This is a genomic window from Roseateles sp. P5_E4 (genome assembly GCF_054049255.1).
This window is the reverse complement of the sequence record NZ_JBFUMS010000003.1, coordinates 166269-188003: the sequence shown is the minus strand read 5'-3', so window position 1 is coordinate 188003 and position 21735 is coordinate 166269. Positions and strand designations below refer to the sequence as shown.

Below are 21735 nucleotides of genomic sequence, written 5' to 3'. Positions count from 1 at the left end.
GCCGTACCCGGATGAAACCCGAGGCCTAGAATCCGCGGCAATTCATCGCGATCAGCCCATGCGCGCCTCCCTCCTCCTCAAAGAATCCAGAAATGGACGGAGCTGCGCCTGCCTTGAGCATCTTGGCTCGGCACTGGGCGTGGACGACGCGACGACACCGGTTTTTCAACCTCCCGGAGTTTCCCCATGTCCACCCTGTTCGAGGCGACCGCCCTGGTCGTACCGTTTGAGAACCTGAGGATGAGCGATGTCGAGGCAGTTGGCGGCAAGAACGCCAGCCTCGGCGAAATGATCTCGCAGCTCGCCGCCAGCGGCGTGCGCGTCCCCGGAGGGTTCGCCACCACGGCGCACGCCTTCCGGCAGTTCCTCAAGCACGAGGGGCTGGACGCGCGCATCGCGGCGCGCCTGGCCACGCTCAACACCGACGATGTCCGCGCGCTGGCCGAGGCCGGCGCCGAGATCCGCGGCTGGATCGAGAACCAACCCTTCCCGGCCGACCTGGAAGCCGGCGTGCGCTCGTCCTTCGCGCAGCTGACCGCCGACAACCCAGGCGTCTCCTTCGCCGTGCGTTCGTCCGCCACGGCCGAAGACTTGCCCGACGCGTCGTTTGCCGGCCAGCAGGAAACCTTCCTGAACGTCGTCGGCATCGATGACGTGCTGCACAAGATGCGCGAGGTGTTTGCCTCGCTCTACAACGACCGCGCCATCAGCTACCGCGTGCACAAGGGCTTCGCGCACAACGACGTGGCGCTGTCCGCCGGCGTGCAGCGCATGGTGCGCTCCGACCTCGGCTCGGCCGGCGTCATGTTCACCATCGACACCGAGAGCGGCTTCCAGGAGGTCGTCTTCATCACGTCCAGCTATGGCCTGGGTGAGACGGTGGTGCAGGGCGCTGTGAACCCGGACGAGTTCTACGTGCACAAGCCGGCGCTGAAGGCCGGCAAGCTGGCCATCATCCGCCGCAACCTCGGCTCCAAGCTGATTCGCATGGAGTTCGCGTCGCCCGAGGAAAAGGCGGCTGCCGGCAAGCTCGTCAAGACCGTCGACACGGTGCCCGAGCAACGCAACCGCTACTCGCTGAACGACACCGAGGTGACCGAGCTGGCGAAGTACGCCCTCATCATCGAGCAGCACTACGGCCGCGCGATGGACATCGAGTGGGGCCGTGACGGCGTCGACGGCAAGATCTACATCCTGCAGGCCCGCCCGGAGACGGTGAAGAGCCAAGCTGCAGGCCAGGTCGAGCACCACTACAAGCTCAAGGCCCACAGCGCCGTGCTGGCGGAAGGCCGCGCCATCGGCCAGAAGATCGGCACCGGCCCGGTCCGCCTGGTTGATAGCGTGGCCGAGATGGAGCGCGTGCAGCCCGGCGACGTGCTCGTCACCGACATGACCGACCCGAACTGGGAGCCGGTCATGAAGCGCGCCAGCGCCATCGTCACCAACCGCGGCGGCCGCACCTGCCACGCGGCCATCATTGCGCGCGAGCTGGGCATCCCGGCCGTGGTCGGCTGCGGCGACGCGACCGAGAAGCTCAAGGACGGCCAGCTCGTCACGGTGGCCTGCTCCGAGGGCGACACCGGCTATATCTACGACGGGCTGCTCGAGACCGAGATCAGCGAGGTGCACCGCGGCGAGCTGCCGTACTGCCCCATCAAGATCATGATGAACGTCGGCAACCCGCAGCTGGCCTTCAACTTCGCGCAGATGCCCTCTGGCGGCGTGGGCCTGGCGCGGCTTGAGTTCATCATCAACAACAACATCGGTGTCCACCCCAAGGCCATCCTGGACTATCCGAACATCGATGCCGACCTGAAGAAGGCCGTCGAGTCCGTCGCCCGCGGCCACGCCTCGCCGCGCGCCTTCTATGTGGATAAGCTGGCCGAAGGCATCGCGACGATTGCCGCCGCCTTCTTCCCGCGCCCGGTCATCGTTCGCCTCTCTGACTTCAAGAGCAACGAGTACCGCAAGCTCATCGGCGGCAGCCGCTATGAGCCGGACGAAGAGAATCCCATGCTGGGTTTCCGCGGCGCCTCGCGCTACATCAGCGGCGATTTCCAGGACGCCTTCGCGATGGAGTGCGAGGCCCTCAAGCGCGTGCGCAAGGAAATGGGCCTGAACAACATCGAGATCATGGTGCCCTTCGTGCGCACCGTGAAGCAGGCCGAAAAGGTCGTTGCGATGCTCGCGGAGCGGGGCCTGAAGCGTGGCACGGACGGCCTGCGCATCATCATGATGTGCGAAGTGCCGAGCAACGCCATCCTGGCCGAGCAGTTCCTGGAGCATTTCGACGGCATGTCCATCGGCTCCAACGACCTGACGCAGCTCACACTCGGTCTGGACCGTGATTCGGGCCTGGAGCAGCTTGCCGGCGATTTCGACGAGCGCGACCCGGCCGTCAAGGCCATGATCTCGCGCGCCATCCGCGCCTGCCGCGCCACCGGCAAATACATCGGCATCTGCGGCCAAGGTCCCAGCGATCACCCGGACTTCGCCGACTGGCTGGCCGAGGAGGGCATCGTGTCGATCTCGCTGAACCCGGACACGGTGATCGAGACCTGGCAGCGCCTGGCCGCCAAGTAAAGCGCCAAGCAAGTCTTCGCGATTGACGACCAGCCCGGGTTCTCCGTAAGGGGAATCCGGGCTTTTTATTGCCATGATCGCGGCCGTGTCCGCCAGCCCCCTGCACCGCCGCTATTTCCTGTTCGCACTGAGCTTCATCGCCCTGGTGGTCGGCCTGGGCCTGGGCGAGCAGCGCGGCCTGCCCAAGGTCTGGATCGGCTACACCTTCCTCGGCGCGACTGTCGCCGTCTACGCCGTCATCGGCATCCTTTGCCGCACCACCGACCCGGCCGAATACTTCGTCGCCGGCCGGCGCGTGCCGCCGCTGTACAACGGCATGGCCGCCGGTGCGGACTGGATGAGCGCGGCCACCTTCATCGGCCTGGCCGGCACGCTCTACGCCAGCGGCTACGCGGGCCTGGCCTATGTGTTGGGCTGGACGGGTGGCTTCGTTCTCGTGGCGCTGTGCATCGCGCCCTATCTGCGTCGCTTCGGGCAATTCACGCTGGCGGACTTCCTCGCCGAACGCTTCGACAGCCGCGCCTTGCGGCTGGTGGGAGCCGGTGCCGCCATCCTGGTGTCCTTCGTCTACCTGGTCGCACAGATCTACGGCGTCGGCCTCATCACGACGCGGCTCACCGGCCTGGGCTTCGAGGTCGGCGTCTTCGTCGGCCTGGGCGGCGTGCTGGTCTGCTCCTTCCTGGGCGGCATGCGTGCCGTCACCTGGACCCAGGTGGCCCAGTACCTGATCATGATCCTGGCCTACCTGGTGCCGGTCATCTGGCTCAGCGTCAAGCAGACCGGCTGGCCCCTGCCGCAGCTCGTCTACRGCCAGCAGCTGCATCAACTGGCCGAGCGCGAGCGTGAGCTGATGCGCGATCCGGGCGAGCTGCAGGTACGCGCCATCCACCAGCGGCGTGCCGATGCAGCCGCCGCGCGCCTGGCCGACGTGCCCCAGGCGCTGGCCGACGAGCAGGGCAGGGCGGCCGCTCAGGTCGCCGCGCTAAAGGCCGAGGGCGCGCCGCTGGCCCGCATCCAGGCCGCCGAGAAGCAGCGCGCCGCGCTGCCGCGCACAGCCCCCGAGGCCGAGGAGCGCTGGCGGCGCGAGCAGGCGGGGGAGGCTCAGCTCGCCCAGCCGCTGTCCGGCCTCGTGCCCCATATGCAGCCCTTTGCAGGCAACCCCGACGGCAGCCCGCCCGAGCGCGAGCAGGCCAGCGCGGCCCGCCGCAACTTCATCGCCCTGGCCTTTTGCCTGATGGTCGGCACGGCCGGCCTGCCTCATCTGCTGACGCGCTACTACACGACCAGCTCCGTCGCGACGGCGCGCCAGTCGGTGGCCTGGTCCCTGGTCTTCATCTGCCTGCTCTATCTGACGGCGCCGGCCCTGGCCGTCATGGTCAAGACCGAGGTCTTCAACAGCTTGGTGGGCACGTCCTTCGACCAGCTGCCTGCCTGGATACGCCAATGGCAGCGCGTCGACCCGACCCTGTTGTCGGCCGTGGACCTGAACGGTGATGGCCGCCTGCAACTGGGCGAACTGCGCCTGCACCCCGATCTCGTCATGCTGGTCATGCCCGAGCTGGGCGGCCTGCCCTATGTCATCTCGGGCATGGTGGCGGCCGGTGGGCTGGCGGCTGCGTTGTCCACCGCAGACGGCCTGCTGCTGGCCATCTCCAGCGCGCTGTCCCACGACCTTTACTACAAGGCCATCAACCCCGAGGCGTCGCGCACGCGGCGGGTCACGCTGTCCAAGGCCTTGCTGCTGGCGGCAGCGCTGGCGGCGGCGGCGGTGGCATCCAGCCGGCCGGCGGACATCCTGGCCGTCGTCACGGCCGCTTTCTCCATCGCCGGCTCGACCTTTTTCCCGGCCCTGGTCGCCGGCGTGTTCTGGCGCCGCGCCAACCGCGCCGGCGCCCTGGCGGGCATGTTGACCGGCCTCGTCGTCTGCCTGATCTATCTCGTCATCGCCCACCCGGGCGCGCGGGCCCTGATCGGCCTGCCCGGCCCGGCGACATTGATCTGGGGCATCCAGCCGGCCTCGGCCGGCCTCTTCGGCGTGCCCGCCGGTGCGCTGGTCCTGGCCCTCGTCAGCCTGCTGACAGCCGCGCCCAGCCAGCGCGATCGTGATTTCGTCGACAAGCTGCGCAGTCGGCCGGTGGCCTGATCAACGAGAGTGAAGGGGCGGCGATTTGGTCATTCACCCCTTCCGGGCTAGAATCCTTGGTTCCCCCTTGCCGTACCGCGTGTAGACGCCGTGGCGCGGCTTCCTCAGACCGGCAACCCTGTCGGGCTGGAATCCACAAGGAGTAAATATGCGTCACTACGAAATCGTTCTGCTGATCCATCCGGATCAAAGCGAACAAGTTCCGGCCATGCTGGAGCGCTACAAGGGCCTGATCACCACCGGTGGTGGTGTCGTGCACCGAGTTGAGGACTGGGGCCGTCGCCAGATGGCTTACCTGATCCAGAAGCTCGCCAAGGCCCATTACCTGTGCCTGAACATCGAGTGCAGCAAGGAAGTCCTGGCTGAACTCGAGACCGGCTTCCGCTTCAACGACGCCGTGCTGCGCCACCTCACCGTGGTTCAGGACAAGGCCATCGCGACGCCCTCGGTCATGATGAAGGCCGTCGAGCGCGAAGAAGCCCGCAAGGCGCCGCAACCGCAAGAAGCGGCCTGAGCACAGGTCATCGCTAAAGAACCAGGTTTTTCGAGCAGCGTGCCCCTGGCGTGAACCAGCTTCACCTCCAGGCGCAGATCCAGCAACTCGGACAAGTTCGCTACACACCCGCCGGGCTGATGGCCCTGGACGCAAGCCTCAAGGCCGAGTCCGAAGTCATCGAAGCCGGCAAGCCGCGCAAGATCTCGCTGGAGATCAAAGCGGTTGCGGTGGGCGAGGTGGCCAAGCAGTTGCAGGCGCTGGGAGTCGGTGGCATCGCGGTCTTCCGCGGTTTCCTGACCCACCAGCGCAACGGCCGGGGCTTCATCGCCCACGTCACCGTGATCGAACCCGCTGCTTCCTAGAACCCGGAATTGATTGAATCCGGATAGATTTAACAGAGGTCCTCTATGCCCCCGCCACGTGGTAAAGGTCGCTTCTCCAAAGACAAGAAGCCCAAGCGCAACCAACAATCGTTGCTGTTCCGTCGCAAGCGTTTCTGCCGCTTCACCGTCGCCGGTGTCGAGCAGATCGACTACAAGGACATCGACACGCTGCGCGATTTCATCTCCGAAAACGGCAAGATCACGCCCGCTCGCCTGACCGGTACGCGCGCTTTCTTCCAGCGTCAGCTGACGGTGTCCATCAAGCGCGCGCGCTTCCTGGCCCTGCTGCCGTACAGCGACCAGCACAAGGTCTAAGGAGCTGACGACATGCAAGTGATCCTGCTCGAAAAAGTGTCCAACCTCGGCAACCTCGGCGACGTCGTCAAGGTCAAGGATGGTTATGCCCGCAACTTCCTGATCCCGACCAAGCAGGCGCGCCGCGCCACCGAGGCCGCGATCAAGGAATTCGAAGTCCGCCGCGCAGAGCTCGAAAAGGCCGCCGCCGCCAAGCTGGCCGAAGCCCAAAAGCTGGGTGAAGCCATCGCCGGCAAGACCGTGCGCATCGCCCAGAAGGCGGGCGTTGACGGCCGCCTGTTCGGCTCCGTGACCAACGCCGACGTGGCCGAAGCGCTGACCAAGTCTGGCAGCGCCATCGCCAAGTCGCAGGTGCGCCTGCCCAACGGTCCGCTGAAGACCGTCGGCGAGTTCCCGGTCCAGGTCGCGGCTCACACCGACGTCGTGGTCGAGATCACCGTCCAGGTGGTTGCTGAAGCCGAGTAACGTCGGAGTAAGCGCCCTTGCGCTGCGGCGTCTGACGCCGCAACATTGAAGAAGGCCGAGGCCCCACAGGGTTTCGGCCTTTGGTTTTTCTGGGACGAGTTTTCCCGCTTCGTCCACCGTCTGCTCCCAGTTCGTTCACAGCTTTATCCACAGGCATGTCCGCGATCTTTCCTGCTTCTTCTTCCGCAGCGCCGTATGACGACGAGGTCGCACGCCTGCGTGTGCCGCCGCACTCGGTCGAGGCCGAGCAGAGCGTGCTCGGTGGCCTGCTGATCGACAACTCGGCCTGGGACAAGGCGGCCGACTTGCTGACCGAGACCGACTTCTATCGCTTCGAGCACAAGCATGTATACGCAGCGGTCGGCAAGCTGATCAATGCGGGCAAGCCGGCTGACGTCGTCACCGTCTTTGACGAACTGACCTCGGTGGGGCGCGCCGAGGAATGCGGCGGCCTGGCCTATCTGAATGCGCTGGCCCAGAGCGTTCCAAGTGCCGCCAACCTGCGCCGTTATGCCGAGATCGTTCGCGAGCGGGCCATCCTGCGCAAGCTGGTCGCCACCAGCGACGAGATCGCGACCGCCGCGATGAATCCGCAGGGCCGTGCCGTCACGCAGATCCTGGACGAGGCCGAAGGCAAGATCTTCCGCATCGGCGAGGAGGGCTCTCGCAGCCGCCAGGGTTTCCAGAGCATGGACCAGCTCGTCGTGCAGCTGATCGACCGCGTCAACGAGCTGGCCGAGAGCGGCGCCCAGGACGTGACCGGCGTGCGCACTGGTTTCTACGACCTGGACCGCCAGACCGCCGGCCTGCAGGGCGGCGACCTCATCGTGCTCGCCGCGCGCCCGTCCATGGGCAAGACCGCGTTCGCGGTCAACATCGCCGAGAACGTCGCCATCAACGAAGGCCTGCCCGTCGTCATCTACTCGATGGAAATGGGTGCCGCACAGCTCGCGTTGCGTATGGTCGGTTCGATCGGCCGCATCGACCAGAGCCATCTGCGCACCGGCCAGCTGAAGGACGACGAATGGGGGCGCCTGTCGGAGGCCGTCGACAAGCTCGGCAAGGCCAGCATCTTCATCGACGAGAGCCCCGGCTTATCGCCCAGTGAGGTGCGCGCCCGTGCACGCCGCCAGGCGCGCATCTGCGGCCAGCTCGGCCTGATCGTCATCGACTATCTGCAGCTGATGAGCGGCAATGGCGGCGGCAGCGAGGAAAACCGCGCGACGGTGCTGGGCGAGATCTCGCGCGGCCTGAAGGCCCTGGCCAAGGAGCTGAAGTGCCCCGTCATCGCCCTGTCGCAGCTGAACCGCTCGGTGGAGCAGCGGCCCGACAAGCGGCCGATGATGTCCGACCTGCGTGAGTCCGGCGCCATCGAGCAGGACGCCGACATCATCATGTTCATCTACCGTGATGAGTACTACACGAAGGACGAGTGCAAGGAGCCGGGCGTGGCTGAGATCATCATTGCGAAACAGCGTAATGGCCCGGTCGGGACAGTCAAGCTGATGTTCCAGCGGATGCACACCAAGTTTGAGAACCTCGCACCTGGGTATGTGGGTGTGGAGCGTGACGAGTACTGAGGCGCGCGCTATTTCTCGGCCAGATTGGCCACCAGCAGGATGAGCTCGGCCACGTCGAAAGGCTTGGCCAGATGGGCCTGGAAGCCGGCTAGCAGCGAGCGCTTGCGGTCCTCGGCCCGGGCGAAGGCCGTGAGAGCCAGGGCCGGAATGCGGGAGTTCCGCGTCTCGGTCGCCCGCAAGGTACGGATCATCTGATAGCCGTCCACGCCGGGCATGCCCACATCGCTGACGATGACGGTTGGCCGTGACAGCTGGACGGCCTTGAGCAACTCCTGCGCCGAGGCAAAGGCCACCACCCGGGCCCCCTGGTCCTCCAGGATGCGGCACAGCAGGCTGCGTGTGTCCTGCTCGTCGTCCAGAACGAAGATGTGCACGCCGTCCAGCTTGGGGAGGGCGAGGTTCTCGCTGGCCCGCGCATCGGCAGAGGCAGGATCCTCGTCACGCTCTCCGGCCGCCTGAAGGGCGGACAGCGGCAGCCTGACGAAGAAGCTCGCGCCCCGGCCCTCGCCGGCGCTCTCGGCGCGGATGTTGCCCCCGTGCAGCTCGATAAGCTGCTTGCAGATCGCCAGGCCCAGGCCCAGGCCGCCGTGGGCCCGTGAGGTGGAACCGTCCTGCTGTGTGAAGCGATCGAACACCTGAGGCAGGAAAGCGGCTGGGATGCCGATGCCGGTGTCGCTGACACTGAATTCCACCTTGGAGTCGACGCGCTGCAGCAGCACCTGCACCCGGCCGCCCGCGGGCGTGAACTTGATGGCGTTGTTCAGCAGGTTCCACGCCACCTGCTGCAACCGCCCGCTGTCGCCATTGACCATGGCGGGGCCCGTATCCAGCAGGGATTGCAGCTCCACACCTTTGGCCGATGCCGAAGGAGTGACGGTTTCGACGGCCGCCTGGATGACGTTGGCCATGCTCAGTTGCTGCAGGTCCAGCCTCAGCTTGCCGGTCATGATGCGGTTCAGGTCCAGCAGGTCGTCGATGAGCTGCACCTGGGCACGCGCATTGCGATCGATGACCTCGATGGCGCGCTGCACATTGACGCGCGCATCGCCCGGCTTGGCCCGCAGCAGCACCTGGGTCCAGCCGAGGATGGCCGTCAGCGGCGTGCGCAGTTCGTGCGACAGCGTGGCGAGGAACTCGTCCTTGATGCGCGTGGCGCGCTGGGCGGCAATGCGCGCATTGCGCTCGGCGTCCAGGATTTCCTCGTGTTCGCGGTTGGCGATTTCCATGGCCTCGATGCGCATGCTGGCCGTCAGGTCGCGCGTCAGCTTGGCGTAGCCGATCAACTGCCCGGTCTCGTCCCGCAGCGCCGTGATGCTCACCTGGGCCCAGAAGCTCGTGCCGTCCTTGCGAAGCCGCCAGCCCGTGTCGACGAAACGCCCGATCTCCTGGGCCTGCTGCAGCTCGTATTCGGGCCAACCGCTTGCGCGCACTTCGGGCGGGTAGAAGATGGAGAAATGCTCGCCCAGGATATCCTCGGCGGCATAGCCCTTGATGCGCTGCGCGCCTTCGTTCCAGGACGCCACGCGGCCATTCACGTCCAGCATGAAGATGGCGTAGTCGGCCACGCCCTCGACCAGCAGCCGGAAACGCTCCTCGCTGCGCTTGAGCGCCTCCTCGTGGTTGCGCCTTTGCGTCAGGTCACGCGTGACCTTGGCGAAACCCACCAACCGTCCCGTCGGGTCGCGCATCGCCGTGATGACGACATTGGCCCAGAACAGCGAGCCGTCCTTGCGCACGCGCCAACCCTCGTCCTCGAAGGCGCCTTCGCGCGCGGCCATCTCGAGTTCATGATCAGGCAGCTGCCGGGCCAGCGCCTCCGGCGGGTAGAACCGCGAGAAATGGCTGCCGATGATCTCGTCCGCCTTGTATCCCTTGAAGCGTTCGGCGCCGGCGTTCCAGGTCAGCACATGGCCGGCGGGATCCAGCATGAAGATCGCATAGTCGCGCACGCTGTCCACCAGCAGGCGAAAACGCTCCTCGCTGCGCTGCAGGCCTTCGTCATCGGCTTTCAAGTTCGTCCTTCCGTGTTGAGGGCAGGTGGGGCAGGCAGTGTGCCGGGTCTCGGCCGGCATCACGCGCCGGGCGGCCCTTCGTCCTTGTCCTGCCGCGCAGGCGGCTTGTCGTCGTAGCGCAGCACCGACAGCTTGCCGTCGCCCTCCAGGTAGGCCGCCCGCACCGCGCCGACGTCCTCGACGCCAGCCTGGCGCAATTGGGCCTCCAGATCCTCGCGCGTCAGGAACTCCTTGCGCAGATTGCGGCCCAGCACGCGCCCCGCCTTGACGAGTTGCAGTGGCGCAGGCTCGGTGAGCTTGTGCACGAGGGGCCAGCGGCAACTGGCCCAGTCCAGCGCATAGTTCCAGAACACCAGCGTAGCGACCAGGATCCAGCCCTCGGCCACTGTGTCGTAGCTGCCCGACATGGCGTTCTGCGAGGCATCTGCGATCACGACCACCATCAGGATGTCGGCGACGCCGAAGGAGCCGGGGTCGCGCCGCAGCACGAAGCGGAAGATCAGCAGCAGGAACCAGTACATCAGCGTGCCCCGCAGCATCAGCTCCAGCGGCGACACGTGGATGGCGAAAAGCCCCGAGACGTCCATGTTCACCTCCTCATCTTGTCGGGATTGAAGGGTTGGATGCGGACGCTGCTCATGTGATGGGCGATGGGCAAGCCGTGTGCCTGGCGGCGTTCCGAAGCGTTGGGCAAAAAGAGAACGCTCGACGCGAGGCGTCGAGCGTTCCGCCGTTGGCCTGTTGAGCGGCCTGTTGAGGCTACAGCTCCTGGCTTCCGACCGTTCAAATCTAGTCGCCGGCGCGTGGGCCAGCCATCTCGCCGAGGCCGCGTGGAGATGTAGGTCGTGGCCTACGCGTAGTCGGCGCGATCAACGCACCAACGTTTCGCGCGACTCGGGTTGCAGGCTGTCTCGCCGTGCCAGCGCCGGGAAGACCTTGAACCAAAGCGCGACGATGGCCACCGTGCCGATGCCGCCGAGCAGCACTGAGCCGACCGGGCCAAGCAGGGCCGCCGTCGCGCCGGACTCGAACTCGCCCAACTGGTTGCTCGCGCCGATGAAGACCGAATTCACGGCGCCGACGCGGCCGCGCATCTCGTCCGGCGTCTCGAGCTGCACCAGGGACTGGCGGATGACGACGCTGAACATGTCGGCCGCACCGCTGACGGCCAGCACGGCGAAGGCGACCAGGAAGGAGGTCGTCAGCGCAAACGCGATCATCGTCAAGCCGAACACCGCCACGGCGCCGAGCAGCCAGTGGCCGGCGCGGCGTGCGATGGGGTGGCGAGCCAGCCAGACGCCGACGACGACGGCGCCCAGGGCCGGGGCCGAGCGCAGCAGGCCCAGCCCCTCGGGGCCGGTGTGCAGGATGTCGCGCGCGAAGATGGGCAGCAGGGCCGTGGCACCGCCGAGCAGCACGGCGAACAGGTCCAGCGAGATTGCACCGAGCAAGACGGGCCTCTGCCAGATGAAACGGATGCCGGCCGTCAGCTGCGCCAGGTCGGGGGCCGCACGGCGCAACGGCGCAGCGCGATGGCGGATCGTCAACACGCTGGCTATCGCCGCGGCGAGCAGCAGCAGCGAGACGCCGTAGACGATGGCCGCGCCCCAATGCGCCGCATCGCCGCGCGCGGCAGCACCCGTCGCCCAGGGCCCGAGCGCATAGAGCACGCCGCCCAGGGCCGGGCCCGCAATGATGGCCACCTGCATCGACGAGCTGGCCGCCGCCACGGCACGGGGCAGCAGCATGGGGGGCACAAGCGTCGGCATCAGGGCCTGCTGCGATGGCATCTGCAGTGCGCGGGCGCAGCCCAGCAGCACGGACAGCATCAGGATCATGTTCGGCCCCACCCAGCCACTGGCGCTGGACAGCGCCAGGCAGGCCGCGGCAACGAGTTGCAGGCCCAGGCTGGCGGCCAGCAGCAGGCGCCGGTCGTGCTGATCCACGACATGGCCGGCCGGCAAGGTGAGCAGCAGGGCAGGCAGGAATTGCGCGAGGCCGACCAGGCCCAGGTCCCAGGCGCTGGAGGTGAGGTCGTACATCTGCCAGCCCAGGGCCACCATCAGCATCTGGTTGGCTGCGCCGCCGGTCACGCGGGCCCCCAGCAGGCGCATGTAGTCGCGCTGATCGCGCAGTCGGGCGGGGGTGCCGGGAATCGCTTCGAGAGGCATTGGGCGGACGAGGGCGCCTGCCAAAAGGGCAAAAGTCGCCAAGGGGAAAGCGGGCGGATTATCTCGGCCGCGTTCTCGCGGTCGCGGCTGCGTTTCAGGAGCCCGGCTTGCAGTGATCGCCGGTGAGTGTCCAGCGCTCGGTCAGCGTCGTCGTCCACGTCACGCCACTGCCGCCCTGGGCGGCTTGCAGGGCGGCCAGTTGCTGGCGCGCGGCGGCTGCTTCCTCCGGTTTGCCGTTGCGGATGGTGGCCTCGATCTTTTCGTAGACCGGCGCCATCGCGGCGGCCCGGCCCTGGGCAGAGGGCAGGGCCGCGATCGCCGCGCGGGCTTTGGCGGCCTCGGCTGGCGACAGGCCCCGCTCGACCATGGCCAGAGCAGCCGCGGGGTCGCTGCCACCGCCGCCCGGCGCGAGCGTGAGGCGCATCTGCCGCTCCCAGGTCTTGGCGTCGAGCTGCTTCCATTGCTCCTGCAGCCGGCCGGCCTGGCACTCGGCCTGCAGCAGGGTGCCGCCCTGTGCCGGCCACCAGCGCGTCTTGCAGCGGTCGGGCAATTGATTGGGCGGCACCGAGGCTGCCGGCACGCACCAGGTCACCGGCTCGGTGCCGGCATAGGTCTGTTGGTGGGAGCGGCCGTCGGCCCGCGTGGTGATGAAGCGGTTGCCGTTGCTGCCGTCCCAGCGCTCGACGCGTTCGACCAACAGGGGGCCGCTGCCGCTGCGCATGGTGGCTTCGCCATCGATGCGGTAGTGCCCCGGGGTCGGCAGGGGTGAGGCGGCGCCGCAGGTCGCGGCCAGGGCAAGAAGCAACAGCGGCCAGGGCCGCGCAAGTGGATGGGGCATCGGGCGGACTCTACGCAAGGCGTGTCACGCCACCATCCCGAGGAGGCGCGGGGTTTGCCTGGAATATCGTCAAAATACTGTATATATTTACAGTATGTCGCCTGCTCCCACCCGCATTGCCGCCGCCCAGCCGGCCCTCGTCCCGATCGACTCCATCAAGGGCCGTGGCACGGCCACCGCCATGCCCCATCGCTTCGAGCAGCGCGAGCGTGAGCAGTACGACGACGGCTGGGGTTCGCTGGACCAGGAGGCCGGCGAAGAGCATGTGCCGGTGGCCACGCAGATCATCGAAGAGCACGCCAAGAAGATCGTCACCAGCAACCAATCGCCCGACATCTCCTTCGACTACTCCATCAACCCGTATCGAGGCTGCGAACACGGCTGCATCTACTGCTTTGCGCGGCCCACGCACAGCTATCTGAACCTGTCGCCGGGGCTGGACTTCGAGACCCGCATCATTGCCAAGGTCAATGCGGCCGAGCGTCTGCGCGAAACGCTGGCCGGCGCCAAGTACGTGCCCAAGTCGCTGGTGCTGGGCACGGCCACCGATGCTTACCAACCGGTTGAACGCAAGCTGGGCATCACGCGCCGCATCGTCGAGGTGCTGGCGGAGTGCAGCCACCCGTTCTCGGTCGTCACCAAGAGCAGCGGCATCGAGCGCGACCTGGACCTGATCGCGCCGATGGCCATGCAGGGCCTGGTGTCGGTCTACCTGTCGGTGACGACGCTGGACAACGACCTCGCCCGCATCCTCGAGCCACGCGCTGCGGCGCCCGCGCGGCGGCTGCGCACCATCCAGGCACTGGCCGAGGCTGGCGTGCCGGTGGGCGTCAGCGTGTCGCCCATCATTCCCTTCATCAACGAGCCCGAGCTGGAACGCATCCTCGAAGCCGCTGCAGCGGCCGGGGCGAGTTCGGCGTTCAGCATCCCGGTGCGCCTGCCCTGGGAGGTGAATCCGCTGTTCCAGGACTGGCTGCAGCGCCACTTCCCCGACCGCGCCGAGCGTGTCATGGCGCGCATCCGCGACATGCGCGGCGGCAAAGACAACGACGCTCGCTTCGGCACGCGCTTTACCGGCGAAGGCGTGTGGGCTCAGCTGCTGCAGGCGCGCTTCCAGCGGGCCGTCCACAAGCTGGGCCTGCGCAACAAGCGGCGGCCGGTGCAACTGGCGCTGTTCACACCGCCACGCAAACCGTCAGCGCAGGGGAGCCTGTTCTAGCGCCGGCAGCCGGCGAGCAAATCCCAATCGGCCTTGTAGACGTCCGACCGAGCGCCCACCCAACCCATCGCGGTGTGGAAGAGGTTGTCGTGCGAGGCGGGCTTGTCGCGCAGGCCTTGCAGGCAGCCGGGCTTCAGCGACGCAGCCAGCCCTCCACCCTCGGGCACCCACAGCACCATGGGCACATGCGTTTGCTCGGCCGGCGCCATGGCATAGGGCATGCCGTGCAGATAGAGGCCGTTCTCGCCCAGCGACTCGCCGTGGTCAGAGACGTAGAGCATGCCCACATCGAAGGCTTGTTGCGCCTGCAGCCAGGCGATGCTGCGCGCCAGCAGGCGGTCGGTCGTCACCAGCGTGTTGTCGTAGCCATTGACGACCTGCTCGCGCGGGCACTGCTGCAGCGCGTTGCTCTTGCACTCTGGCTGGAATGGCTTGAGGTCGGGCGGTGAGCGCTTGAAGTAGGCCGGGCCGTGGCTGCCCATCTGGTGCATGACGAGGACGACGCCACGCTTCACACGCACCGGGTCCAGCGCCGCGATGCGTTTGTCCAACTCATGCAGCAAAGCTTCGTCGAAGCATTCTTCGCCATCGCACAGGCCCGCCGGCAGCGGCGCCGCGCCTTCAGGCAGCTTGGCTGTTGAGCTGTTGGGCACGCGGTCGCAAAGGCCTTTGCAGCCGCTCTGGTTGTCCAGCCACAGCACGGCCAGGCCGGCGCGTTGCAGCACGTCGAGCAGGTTTTCCTGCGTACCCTTCACGTCGCCAAAAGCCTCGCGGCCCAGCGGCGAAAACATGCAGGGCAGGGAGGCCGCCGTGGCGGTGCCACAGGAGGTGACCTGGCGCAGGCTGATCAGATTCGAGCTTGGCAGCTTGGCCAGCTCCGGGTTCGTTTGCCGTGCGTAGCCGTTCAGGCTGAAGTTCATGGAGCGCGCCGTCTCGCCGACGACGAACAGCAGCAACGGCGGCCTGGCCCCTTCCGCGCGCGGCAGCAGCCGGGCGTCGACGCCGATGACGGCGGGCGGGCCGCTGGGTGCGGCCTGGCGGCGCAGCGCGGCACTGCTGATCGAATAGACCGCGTTCAGCGGCGTGACCATGTAGCGGATGGTCTTGTAGTTGCGCATCGTCGATGACAGATCGGCAAACACGCTCAACGCCAGCAGCACCATCGCGACGAGGCCGAGGCCAAAGGCGACGACGTTGCCGCCCAGGCGCTTTGGCAGGGCCTGCCGCGGCGCGGTGGGCCGGCGCAGCAACCACCAGGCGGGCAGGGCGCCCAGCAGTCCGATGCTGACGAGCAGCCGCCAGCTCAGCAGGTCGCGCGTTTCGCGCACGTCGGTCTGCACCATGTTCGTGACCATGGTGGGGTCGAAGACGATGCCGTAGCTGCCGATGAAGTGGGCCAGCGCGCCGGCGCTCAGCAGCAGCACGACGAGCAGGCCCTTGATGAAGCGCGGCCAGGCCAGCAGGCTCAGCAGCGCGCCGGTCGCGGCGGTGACCATGCCGGCAAAGGCAAGGATGAAGAAGGGGCGCACATCGGCCATGCCGTGCAGTTGCTGCCACAGCGGCCAATTGGCCAGCAACCCCATCCACAGGGCGGCCAGCCAGGCCTGGGTGAGGGGACGCGAGGTGTCGGGCTGGAACCAGGCCAGCAGGCGCTTGAGCAAAGGCATCAGGAGGCGGAAAGAGGCGGCGACGCATTCTCGTGGCCCCGCGCGGGCTGGCGTCTCGGGTGATACGTGGCCGACAGCGCCGGGTCAGCTCAAGCGGCGATTTCGGCCGTCGCCGCGCGCAGCGTGACGCCGCCCGCGGCCCGCGCCTTGCCTGGCCCGCCGCCCATGGGCTTCACATAGCGCCCGTGCAGGTCGTCGATCTGTTCGGCAAGGCTTGAAGCGCCGTCGATCTTCTCGGCATGGCGTTTCAGCACCAGGCCGGCCATGTCGATGAGCTTGGCGTTGCGCGTGGCCTCGCCCTGCTGGATCAGCAGCTCGACGGCCACCTTGGCGCTGCCACGCAGCGAGTGGCGCATGGCCGTCTCGGCGACATTGAAGATCTGCTGGTGACAATCGCGGAACTGCTCGGCCGCGCCCTGGTGGCCTTCGGACATGGACACGAGGATCTCGGTGCTGGCCTTGGCCGAGCAGTAGCGCGTGCCCAGGCCGCGCAGAATGGGCATCATCTCTTCAAGCTCGACCTCCTGACTGGACAAGCGTATCCACAGCGCCGTCAGCAGCGAGGCCGCCTCGAGATCGAAGTTGCCGCTCTGGGCATGCTCGGTGACCTCGCGTGCCATGACCAGGGCCTGGCCGACACGGCGCTCCAGCAGGAAGGCCAGGCCGCGCAAGACCAGGTCAAAGCGCTGCAGCCGGATGGAGCCCGGCGCGCGTTCCAGCGCGGCGGCCAGAGCGTCATGGGTGTACTTGAAGCCCTTGTGATCCTTCGCGTCAAAGCGCATCAGGCCGATCAGCACGAGGCTGAGCATGTCGAAGAGCTTGGAGCGCAGGCCCTGGGACATGGCGCGCTCCAGCATCTTCAGCGCCTCGGCGCGCTGGCCGGCGTAAAAACCCAGTGAGCCGCAGCGCTGCAGGCGCAGCAGGCAGCCGGGCGTCAGCGTCGCGGCGGTCTGATAGGTCTTGAGTGCCTGGGCGAGGTCGCCCTGTTCCATCTGCACATGGCCCATCAGGTCATGCGAGTCGGCGTAGTCGGGCAGCTCACCGGTGAGGTTTTCCAGCGTGCGGCGCGCGGCCTGCAAATTGCCGCTGGCCACCTCGGTACGCGCCACGCCCAGTCGCGCCCAGGGCACGGTCTTGGCAGCGATGATGGCCTCGTACAGCGTGCGCGCGTCGTCGAAGCGCTTCAGCCGCAGCAGCAACTCGGCACCGATGCGCGCGGCATAGAGCCAGTACTTGTCCTTGGCATCGAAGCGCGCCAGGCAGAGATCGGCGGCCGTCTCGAAGTCCTGGTTCTCGATGGCCTCGAAGATGCCCTTGAGCACGCGCTTGCGGTGGCGCGCACTGGCCAGGCGCTCGGCGAGGTTGGCGCTGGTGTAGGGCTTGATGAGGTAGGCGTCGAGCGCGGCTTCGGCGGCCTCGGCCACCTTGGCGTACGTGGCCTCGCTCGTCACCATGACGAAGACCGTGGAATAGGGCAGCAGGCCTTCACGGCGGAGTTCGTCGAGCAGGTCCTGGCCCGAGGTGTCGCTGCTGTCGAAGTGGTAGTCGCACAGCACGATGTCAAACGTCTGATGCTCCAGCATCACCCGCGCATCCTTCACGCGTGGCGTCTGGCGCACGGTGCCGACACCCAGGTCGCGCAACTGCGCCGACATCAGGCTGCGTGAATTGGCGTTGCTGTCGATGATCAACGCCGACGCCGTCTGGATGGTCTGGTCCATCAGGAACATGTGGCCTCCCGCCCCGGCGCCGGGCCGTGGATTTTGATCAGGAGACGCGCAGAAGAAGTCACTTATGAGTCATTGGGGTGACAGTCGACGGACTTTAGGGTTTATGAGTCAAGTCGGGAGATCTCGTTTACTCGCTCTTTTGGTGCGCGGCGTGATTTACGACGCAGGCGGGCTGCGCGTGACAGGCGTAAAAAAGCCGCGGCTCCTTGCGAAAGCCGCGGCGCTGACCGGTTTGGTGCTCGCTTACTTGAACAGGTCCTTGACCCGATCCGTCCAGCTCTTGGCGTTGGGCGAGTGGCGCTCGCCCCCTTTCTTCAGCGACTCATCGAGCTCCTTGAGCAGCTTCTTCTGATGCTCGGTCAGCTTGACCGGCGTCTCGATGGCGATGTGGCAGTACAGGTCGCCCGGATAGCTCGAACGCACGCCCTTGATACCCTTGCCGCGCAGCCGGAAGGTCTTGCCGTGCTGGGTGCCTTCGGGCAGTTCGATTTCCGCCTTGCCGCCGAGCGTGGGGACTTCGATGTTGCCGCCCAGGGCGGCGGTGATCATGGACACCGGCATCGTGCAATGCAGGTCATCGCCATCGCGCTCGAAGATCTCGTGCTGCTTGATGCGGATCTCGATGTAGAGGTCGCCGCTCGGGCCGCCATTCACGCCGGGCTCGCCATTGCCCGCCGAGCGGATGCGCATGCCCTCGTTGATGCCGGCTGGGATCTTCACTTCCAGCGTCTTCTGCTTCTTGACCTTGCCCTGGCCGTTGCAGGTCGTGCAGGGGTCGGGAATGATCTTGCCGCTGCCGTGGCAGTGCGGGCAGGTCTGCTGGATGCTGAAGAAGCCCTGGCGCATGTGCACCGTGCCCGAGCCCTGACATGACCCGCAGGTCTTGGCGCTGGTGCCAGGCTTGGCGCCGGTGCCGCCACAGGTCTCGCAGCCTTCCCAGCTGGGAATGCGGATCTGCGTCTCTTTGCCGCGGGCGGCTTCCTCGAGCGTGATCTCCATCGCGTAGCTGAGGTCACTGCCGCGGTAGACCTGCTGGCCGCCGCCCGCACCACGGCGCTGGCCGCCTTGGCCGCCAAAGATGTCGCCAAAGATGTCGCCGAAGGCCTCGGCAAAGCCGCCAAAGCCTTCCGCGCCCGGGCCGCCGCGGCCGGCGCCCATGTTGGGGTCGACGCCGGCATGGCCGTACTGGTCATAGGCCGCGCGCTTTTGCGCGTCGGACAGCATCTCGTAGGCCTCCTTGGCCTCCTTGAAGCTTTCCTCGGACTTCTTCGCCCCGTCGCCCTGGTTGCGGTCGGGGTGGTGCTTCATGGCCAGCTTGCGGTAGGCCTTCTTGATGTCTTCCTCGGTCGCGTTTTTGGCGACGCCGAGGATTTCGTAGTAATCGCGCTTGGACGCCATCGTCTTCTTTCAAGGGCAAAGGCCCGGGCACGCTTGTCGCGGTCCCGGGCCAGGGGTCATGCGGGACTTACTTGCTGTCCTTGACTTCCTTGAACTCGGCGTCCACGACGTTGTCGTCGGCCGGGCGCTTGGCTTCACCTTGCGGTGCGGCCTGGGGCTGTTCAGCACCACCGGCGCCTGTGGCCGCTGCCGCAGCGGCCTGCGCGCCTTGTTGGTCGGCGTAGATCTTTTCGCCCAGCTTCTGGCTGGCCGTCATCAGCTTCTCGGTCTTGGCCTCGATGTCGGCCTGGTCGTCGCCCTTGATGGCTTCTTCCAGGTCCTTCGCCGCGGCTTCGATCGCTTCCTTCTCGGCCGCTTCGAGCTTGTCGCCATGCTCGGTGACCGACTTGCGCACGCTGTGCACCATGCCGTCGGCCTGGTTGCGGGCCTGCACGAGCTCGACCTTCTTCTTGTCCTCGGCCGCGTTGGCTTCGGCATCCTTCACCATCTTCTCGATCTCGGCCTCGCTCAGGCCCGAGTTCGCCTTGATGGTGATCTTGTTTTCCTTGCCGGTGCCCTTGTCCTTGGCGCCGACGTGCAGGATGCCGTTGGCGTCGATGTCGAAGCTGACCTCGATCTGCGGCGTGCCGCGCGGCGACGGCGGGATGCCTTCCAGGTTGAACTCGCCCAGGCTCTTGTTGCCTTGCGCCAGTTCACGCTCGCCCTGGTAGACCTTGATCGTCACGGCTGGCTGGTTGTCGTCGGCGGTGGAGAAGGTCTGCGCGAACTTGGTCGGGATGGTCGTGTTCTTCTTGATCATCTTCGTCATCACGCCGCCCAGGGTCTCGATGCCCAGGCTAAGCGGGGTGACGTCCAGCAGCAGCACGTCCTTGCGCTCGCCGCCCAGGACCTGGCCCTGGATGGCGGCACCGACGGCCACGGCCTCGTCGGGGTTCACGTCACGGCGCGGTTCCTTGCCGAAGAACTCCTTGACCTTGTCCTGCACCTTGGGCATGCGGGTCATGCCGCCGACGAGGATGACGTCGTCGATGTCGGTCAGCGCAACGCCAGCGTCCTTCACCGCGGTGCGGCAAGGCGCAATCGTGCGTTCGATCAGCTCGTCCACCAGCGACTCCAGCTTGGCGCGGGTCAGCTTGACGTTCAGGTGCTTCGGACCGGTCGCATCTGCCGTGATGTAGGGCAGGTTGACGTCGGTCTGCGACGAGTTGGACAGCTCGATCTTGGCCTTCTCGGCGGCTTCCTTCAGGCGCTGCAGGGCCAGCACGTCCTTGGTCAGGTCGACGCCTTGTTCCTTCTTGAACTCGGTGACGATGAAATCGATGATGCGCTGGTCGAAGTCCTCGCCGCCCAGGAAGGTGTCGCCGTTGGTCGACAGCACTTCGAACTGCATCTCGCCATCGACGTCGGCGATCTCGATGATGGACACGTCGAAGGTGCCGCCGCCGAGGTCATAGACGGCGATCTTGCGGTCGCCCTTGCCGTGCTTGTCCAGGCCGAAGGCCAGGGCCGCGGCGGTGGGCTCGTTGATGATGCGCTTGACGTCCAGGCCGGCGATGCGGCCGGCGTCCTTGGTGGCTTGGCGCTGGGCGTCATTGAAGTAGGCCGGCACCGTGATGACGGCTTCGGTCACTTCCTCGCCGAGGTAGTCCTCGGCCGTCTTCTTCATCTTGCGCAGCACTTCGGCCGAGACCTGGGGAGGCGCGAACTTCTTGCCGCGCACTTCCACCCAGGCGTCGCCGTTGTCGGCGGCGGCGATGGTGTAGGGCATCAGGTCGATGTCCTTCTGCACTTCCTTCTCGGCGAACTTGCGGCCGATCAGGCGCTTGACGGCATACAGCGTGTTCTTCGGGTTGGTGACCGACTGACGCTTGGCGGAGGCGCCGACGAGGATCTCGCCGTCTTCCTGGTAGGCAATGATGGACGGCGTGGTGCGGGCGCCTTCGGCGTTCTCGATGACGCGCGTGGTGTTGCCTTCCATGACGGCCACGCACGAATTCGTGGTGCCCAGGTCAATGCCGATGATCTTTCCCATTTGGAACTCCTGAAGATTTGTTGGATGTATTCGATTTGTGGATAACTCGCCGTCCTTCAAGGGCGGCAGGCTGTGAATTAGTGGGGACAGAGCATGTCGCTTCGCGCCAAGGTCTGTCCCCAGGTCCTTAGCGAGGCGCCGACACGGTCACCAAGGCCGGCCGCAGCACGCGGTCGGCGATCAGGAAGCCCTTCTGCAGCACCGCGACGACCGTGTTGGCGTCCTGGGTCGGTGCCGGCACTACGGAGATAGCCTGGTGCTGGTGGGGGTCGAACTTGGCGCCCTGGCCGGGGTTGATCTCCACGACCTTGTTGCGCTCCAGCGCGCTGGACAGCTGGCGTCGCGTGGCGTGCACGCCTTCCAGCACCGTGTCGACGCTGGCGCTGGGCGTGGCGATGGCCGCCTCCAGGCTGTCCATCACCGGCAGCATGGCCTCGGCGAAGGCTTCGACGGCGAACTTGCGGGCCTTGGCCACATCCTCATCCGCGCGGCGGCGGGCGTTCTCGGTCTCGGCCTTGGCACGCAGATAAGCGTCGCTCATTTCGGCGAGGCGCCCTTCCAGCTCGGCAATCTTGATTTCGGGGTTCAGCTCGGCGGCCGTGGGCTCGGCGGCGCCGGCTGCGTCTTCGGGCAGGGGGTTTTCGGTCGTCATGGCAGAAAAGGAGGGGATCGCGTCGACATGGGGCGCGATGCCCTGGTTTCA

The 21735-nt window shown here is 66.7% G+C and carries 17 protein-coding genes; 8 read left to right on the top strand and 9 right to left on the bottom strand.

The features are described from left to right. The first annotated feature begins 186 nt into the window (after nt 1-186). The 7 genes from ppsA to dnaB all read left to right on the top strand — a co-directional run bounded on the left by ppsA (nt 187) and on the right by dnaB (nt 7965). On the top strand, nt 187-2583 hold the full coding sequence (gene ppsA / locus ACXJLH_RS07880) for a phosphoenolpyruvate synthase (protein WP_457391756.1): 2397 nt from the start codon (nt 187-189) through the stop codon (nt 2581-2583). Between the two features lie 85 nt (nt 2584-2668). Continuing rightward, nucleotides 2669-4726: a sodium:solute symporter family protein gene (locus ACXJLH_RS07875; RefSeq protein ID WP_457443328.1), complete on the top strand. Its 2058-nt coding sequence runs from the start codon at nt 2669-2671 to the stop codon at nt 4724-4726. Nucleotides 4727-4874: 148 nt separating this feature from the next. Next, nucleotides 4875-5240 (top strand): 30S ribosomal protein S6, encoded by a 366-nt coding sequence (rpsF, locus tag ACXJLH_RS07870; protein WP_056198096.1) that lies wholly within the window; start codon nt 4875-4877, stop codon nt 5238-5240. Nucleotides 5241-5290: 50 nt separating this feature from the next. Beyond that, nucleotides 5291-5584, top strand: a complete 294-nt coding sequence (gene priB / locus ACXJLH_RS07865) for a primosomal replication protein N (RefSeq protein WP_056198094.1) — start codon at nt 5291-5293, stop codon at nt 5582-5584. A 45-nt stretch (nt 5585-5629) separates the two neighbouring features. After that, a complete protein-coding gene (gene rpsR / locus ACXJLH_RS07860) occupies nt 5630-5920 on the top strand; it encodes a 30S ribosomal protein S18 (RefSeq protein WP_056198092.1) in 291 nt (96 codons plus the stop codon). A gap of 12 nt (nt 5921-5932) precedes the next feature. Continuing rightward, nucleotides 5933-6385, top strand: coding sequence for a 50S ribosomal protein L9 (gene rplI, locus ACXJLH_RS07855; RefSeq protein ID WP_056198090.1), 453 nt, complete (start codon nt 5933-5935; stop codon nt 6383-6385). 155 nt (nt 6386-6540) lie between these two features. Beyond that, entirely contained in the window at nt 6541-7965 is a 1425-nt protein-coding gene (dnaB, locus tag ACXJLH_RS07850) for a replicative DNA helicase (RefSeq protein ID WP_457349733.1), read from the top strand. Nucleotides 7966-7973: 8 nt separating this feature from the next. On the opposite strand, the gene ACXJLH_RS07845 is transcribed toward dnaB, so the two are convergent. The 4 genes from ACXJLH_RS07845 to ACXJLH_RS07830 form a co-directional block, all read right to left on the bottom strand. After that, complete coding sequence (locus ACXJLH_RS07845) at nt 7974-9977, bottom strand: hybrid sensor histidine kinase/response regulator (RefSeq protein ID WP_457443326.1); 2004 nt, start codon at nt 9975-9977, stop codon at nt 7974-7976. Between the two features lie 59 nt (nt 9978-10036). Beyond that, the gene (locus ACXJLH_RS07840; protein WP_457443560.1) at nt 10037-10564 is read right to left on the bottom strand and encodes a DUF421 domain-containing protein; all 528 of its coding nucleotides are present in this window, start codon (nt 10562-10564) and stop codon (nt 10037-10039) included. A gap of 282 nt (nt 10565-10846) precedes the next feature. Beyond that, entirely contained in the window at nt 10847-12148 is a 1302-nt protein-coding gene (locus ACXJLH_RS07835; RefSeq protein ID WP_457443324.1) for an MFS transporter, read from the bottom strand. A 94-nt stretch (nt 12149-12242) separates the two neighbouring features. Next, complete coding sequence (locus ACXJLH_RS07830) at nt 12243-12986, bottom strand: hypothetical protein (RefSeq protein ID WP_056198080.1); 744 nt, start codon at nt 12984-12986, stop codon at nt 12243-12245. 94 nt (nt 12987-13080) lie between these two features. Between ACXJLH_RS07830 and ACXJLH_RS07825 the strand changes: the two genes are divergently transcribed. Then, on the top strand, nt 13081-14205 hold the full coding sequence (locus tag ACXJLH_RS07825; protein ID WP_457443322.1) for a PA0069 family radical SAM protein: 1125 nt from the start codon (nt 13081-13083) through the stop codon (nt 14203-14205). On the opposite strand, the gene ACXJLH_RS07820 is transcribed toward ACXJLH_RS07825, so the two are convergent. The 5 genes from ACXJLH_RS07820 to grpE all read right to left on the bottom strand — a co-directional run bounded on the left by ACXJLH_RS07820 (nt 14202) and on the right by grpE (nt 21684). Then, the gene (locus ACXJLH_RS07820; protein ID WP_457443320.1) at nt 14202-15872 is read right to left on the bottom strand and encodes a phosphoethanolamine transferase; all 1671 of its coding nucleotides are present in this window, start codon (nt 15870-15872) and stop codon (nt 14202-14204) included. The two genes, ACXJLH_RS07825 and ACXJLH_RS07820, sit on opposite strands and share 4 nt — an antisense overlap. Nucleotides 15873-15961: 89 nt before the next feature. Beyond that, nucleotides 15962-17602, bottom strand: coding sequence for a response regulator (locus tag ACXJLH_RS07815; protein WP_457443318.1), 1641 nt, complete (start codon nt 17600-17602; stop codon nt 15962-15964). A 243-nt stretch (nt 17603-17845) separates the two neighbouring features. Continuing rightward, the gene (gene dnaJ / locus ACXJLH_RS07810) at nt 17846-19000 is read right to left on the bottom strand and encodes a molecular chaperone DnaJ (RefSeq protein WP_056198076.1); all 1155 of its coding nucleotides are present in this window, start codon (nt 18998-19000) and stop codon (nt 17846-17848) included. Nucleotides 19001-19067: 67 nt separating this feature from the next. Next, on the bottom strand, nt 19068-21032 hold the full coding sequence (gene dnaK / locus ACXJLH_RS07805) for a molecular chaperone DnaK (protein WP_056198074.1): 1965 nt from the start codon (nt 21030-21032) through the stop codon (nt 19068-19070). A 127-nt stretch (nt 21033-21159) separates the two neighbouring features. Continuing rightward, complete coding sequence (gene grpE, locus ACXJLH_RS07800; protein ID WP_056198072.1) at nt 21160-21684, bottom strand: nucleotide exchange factor GrpE; 525 nt, start codon at nt 21682-21684, stop codon at nt 21160-21162. Between the last annotated feature and the right edge of the window lie 51 nt (nt 21685-21735).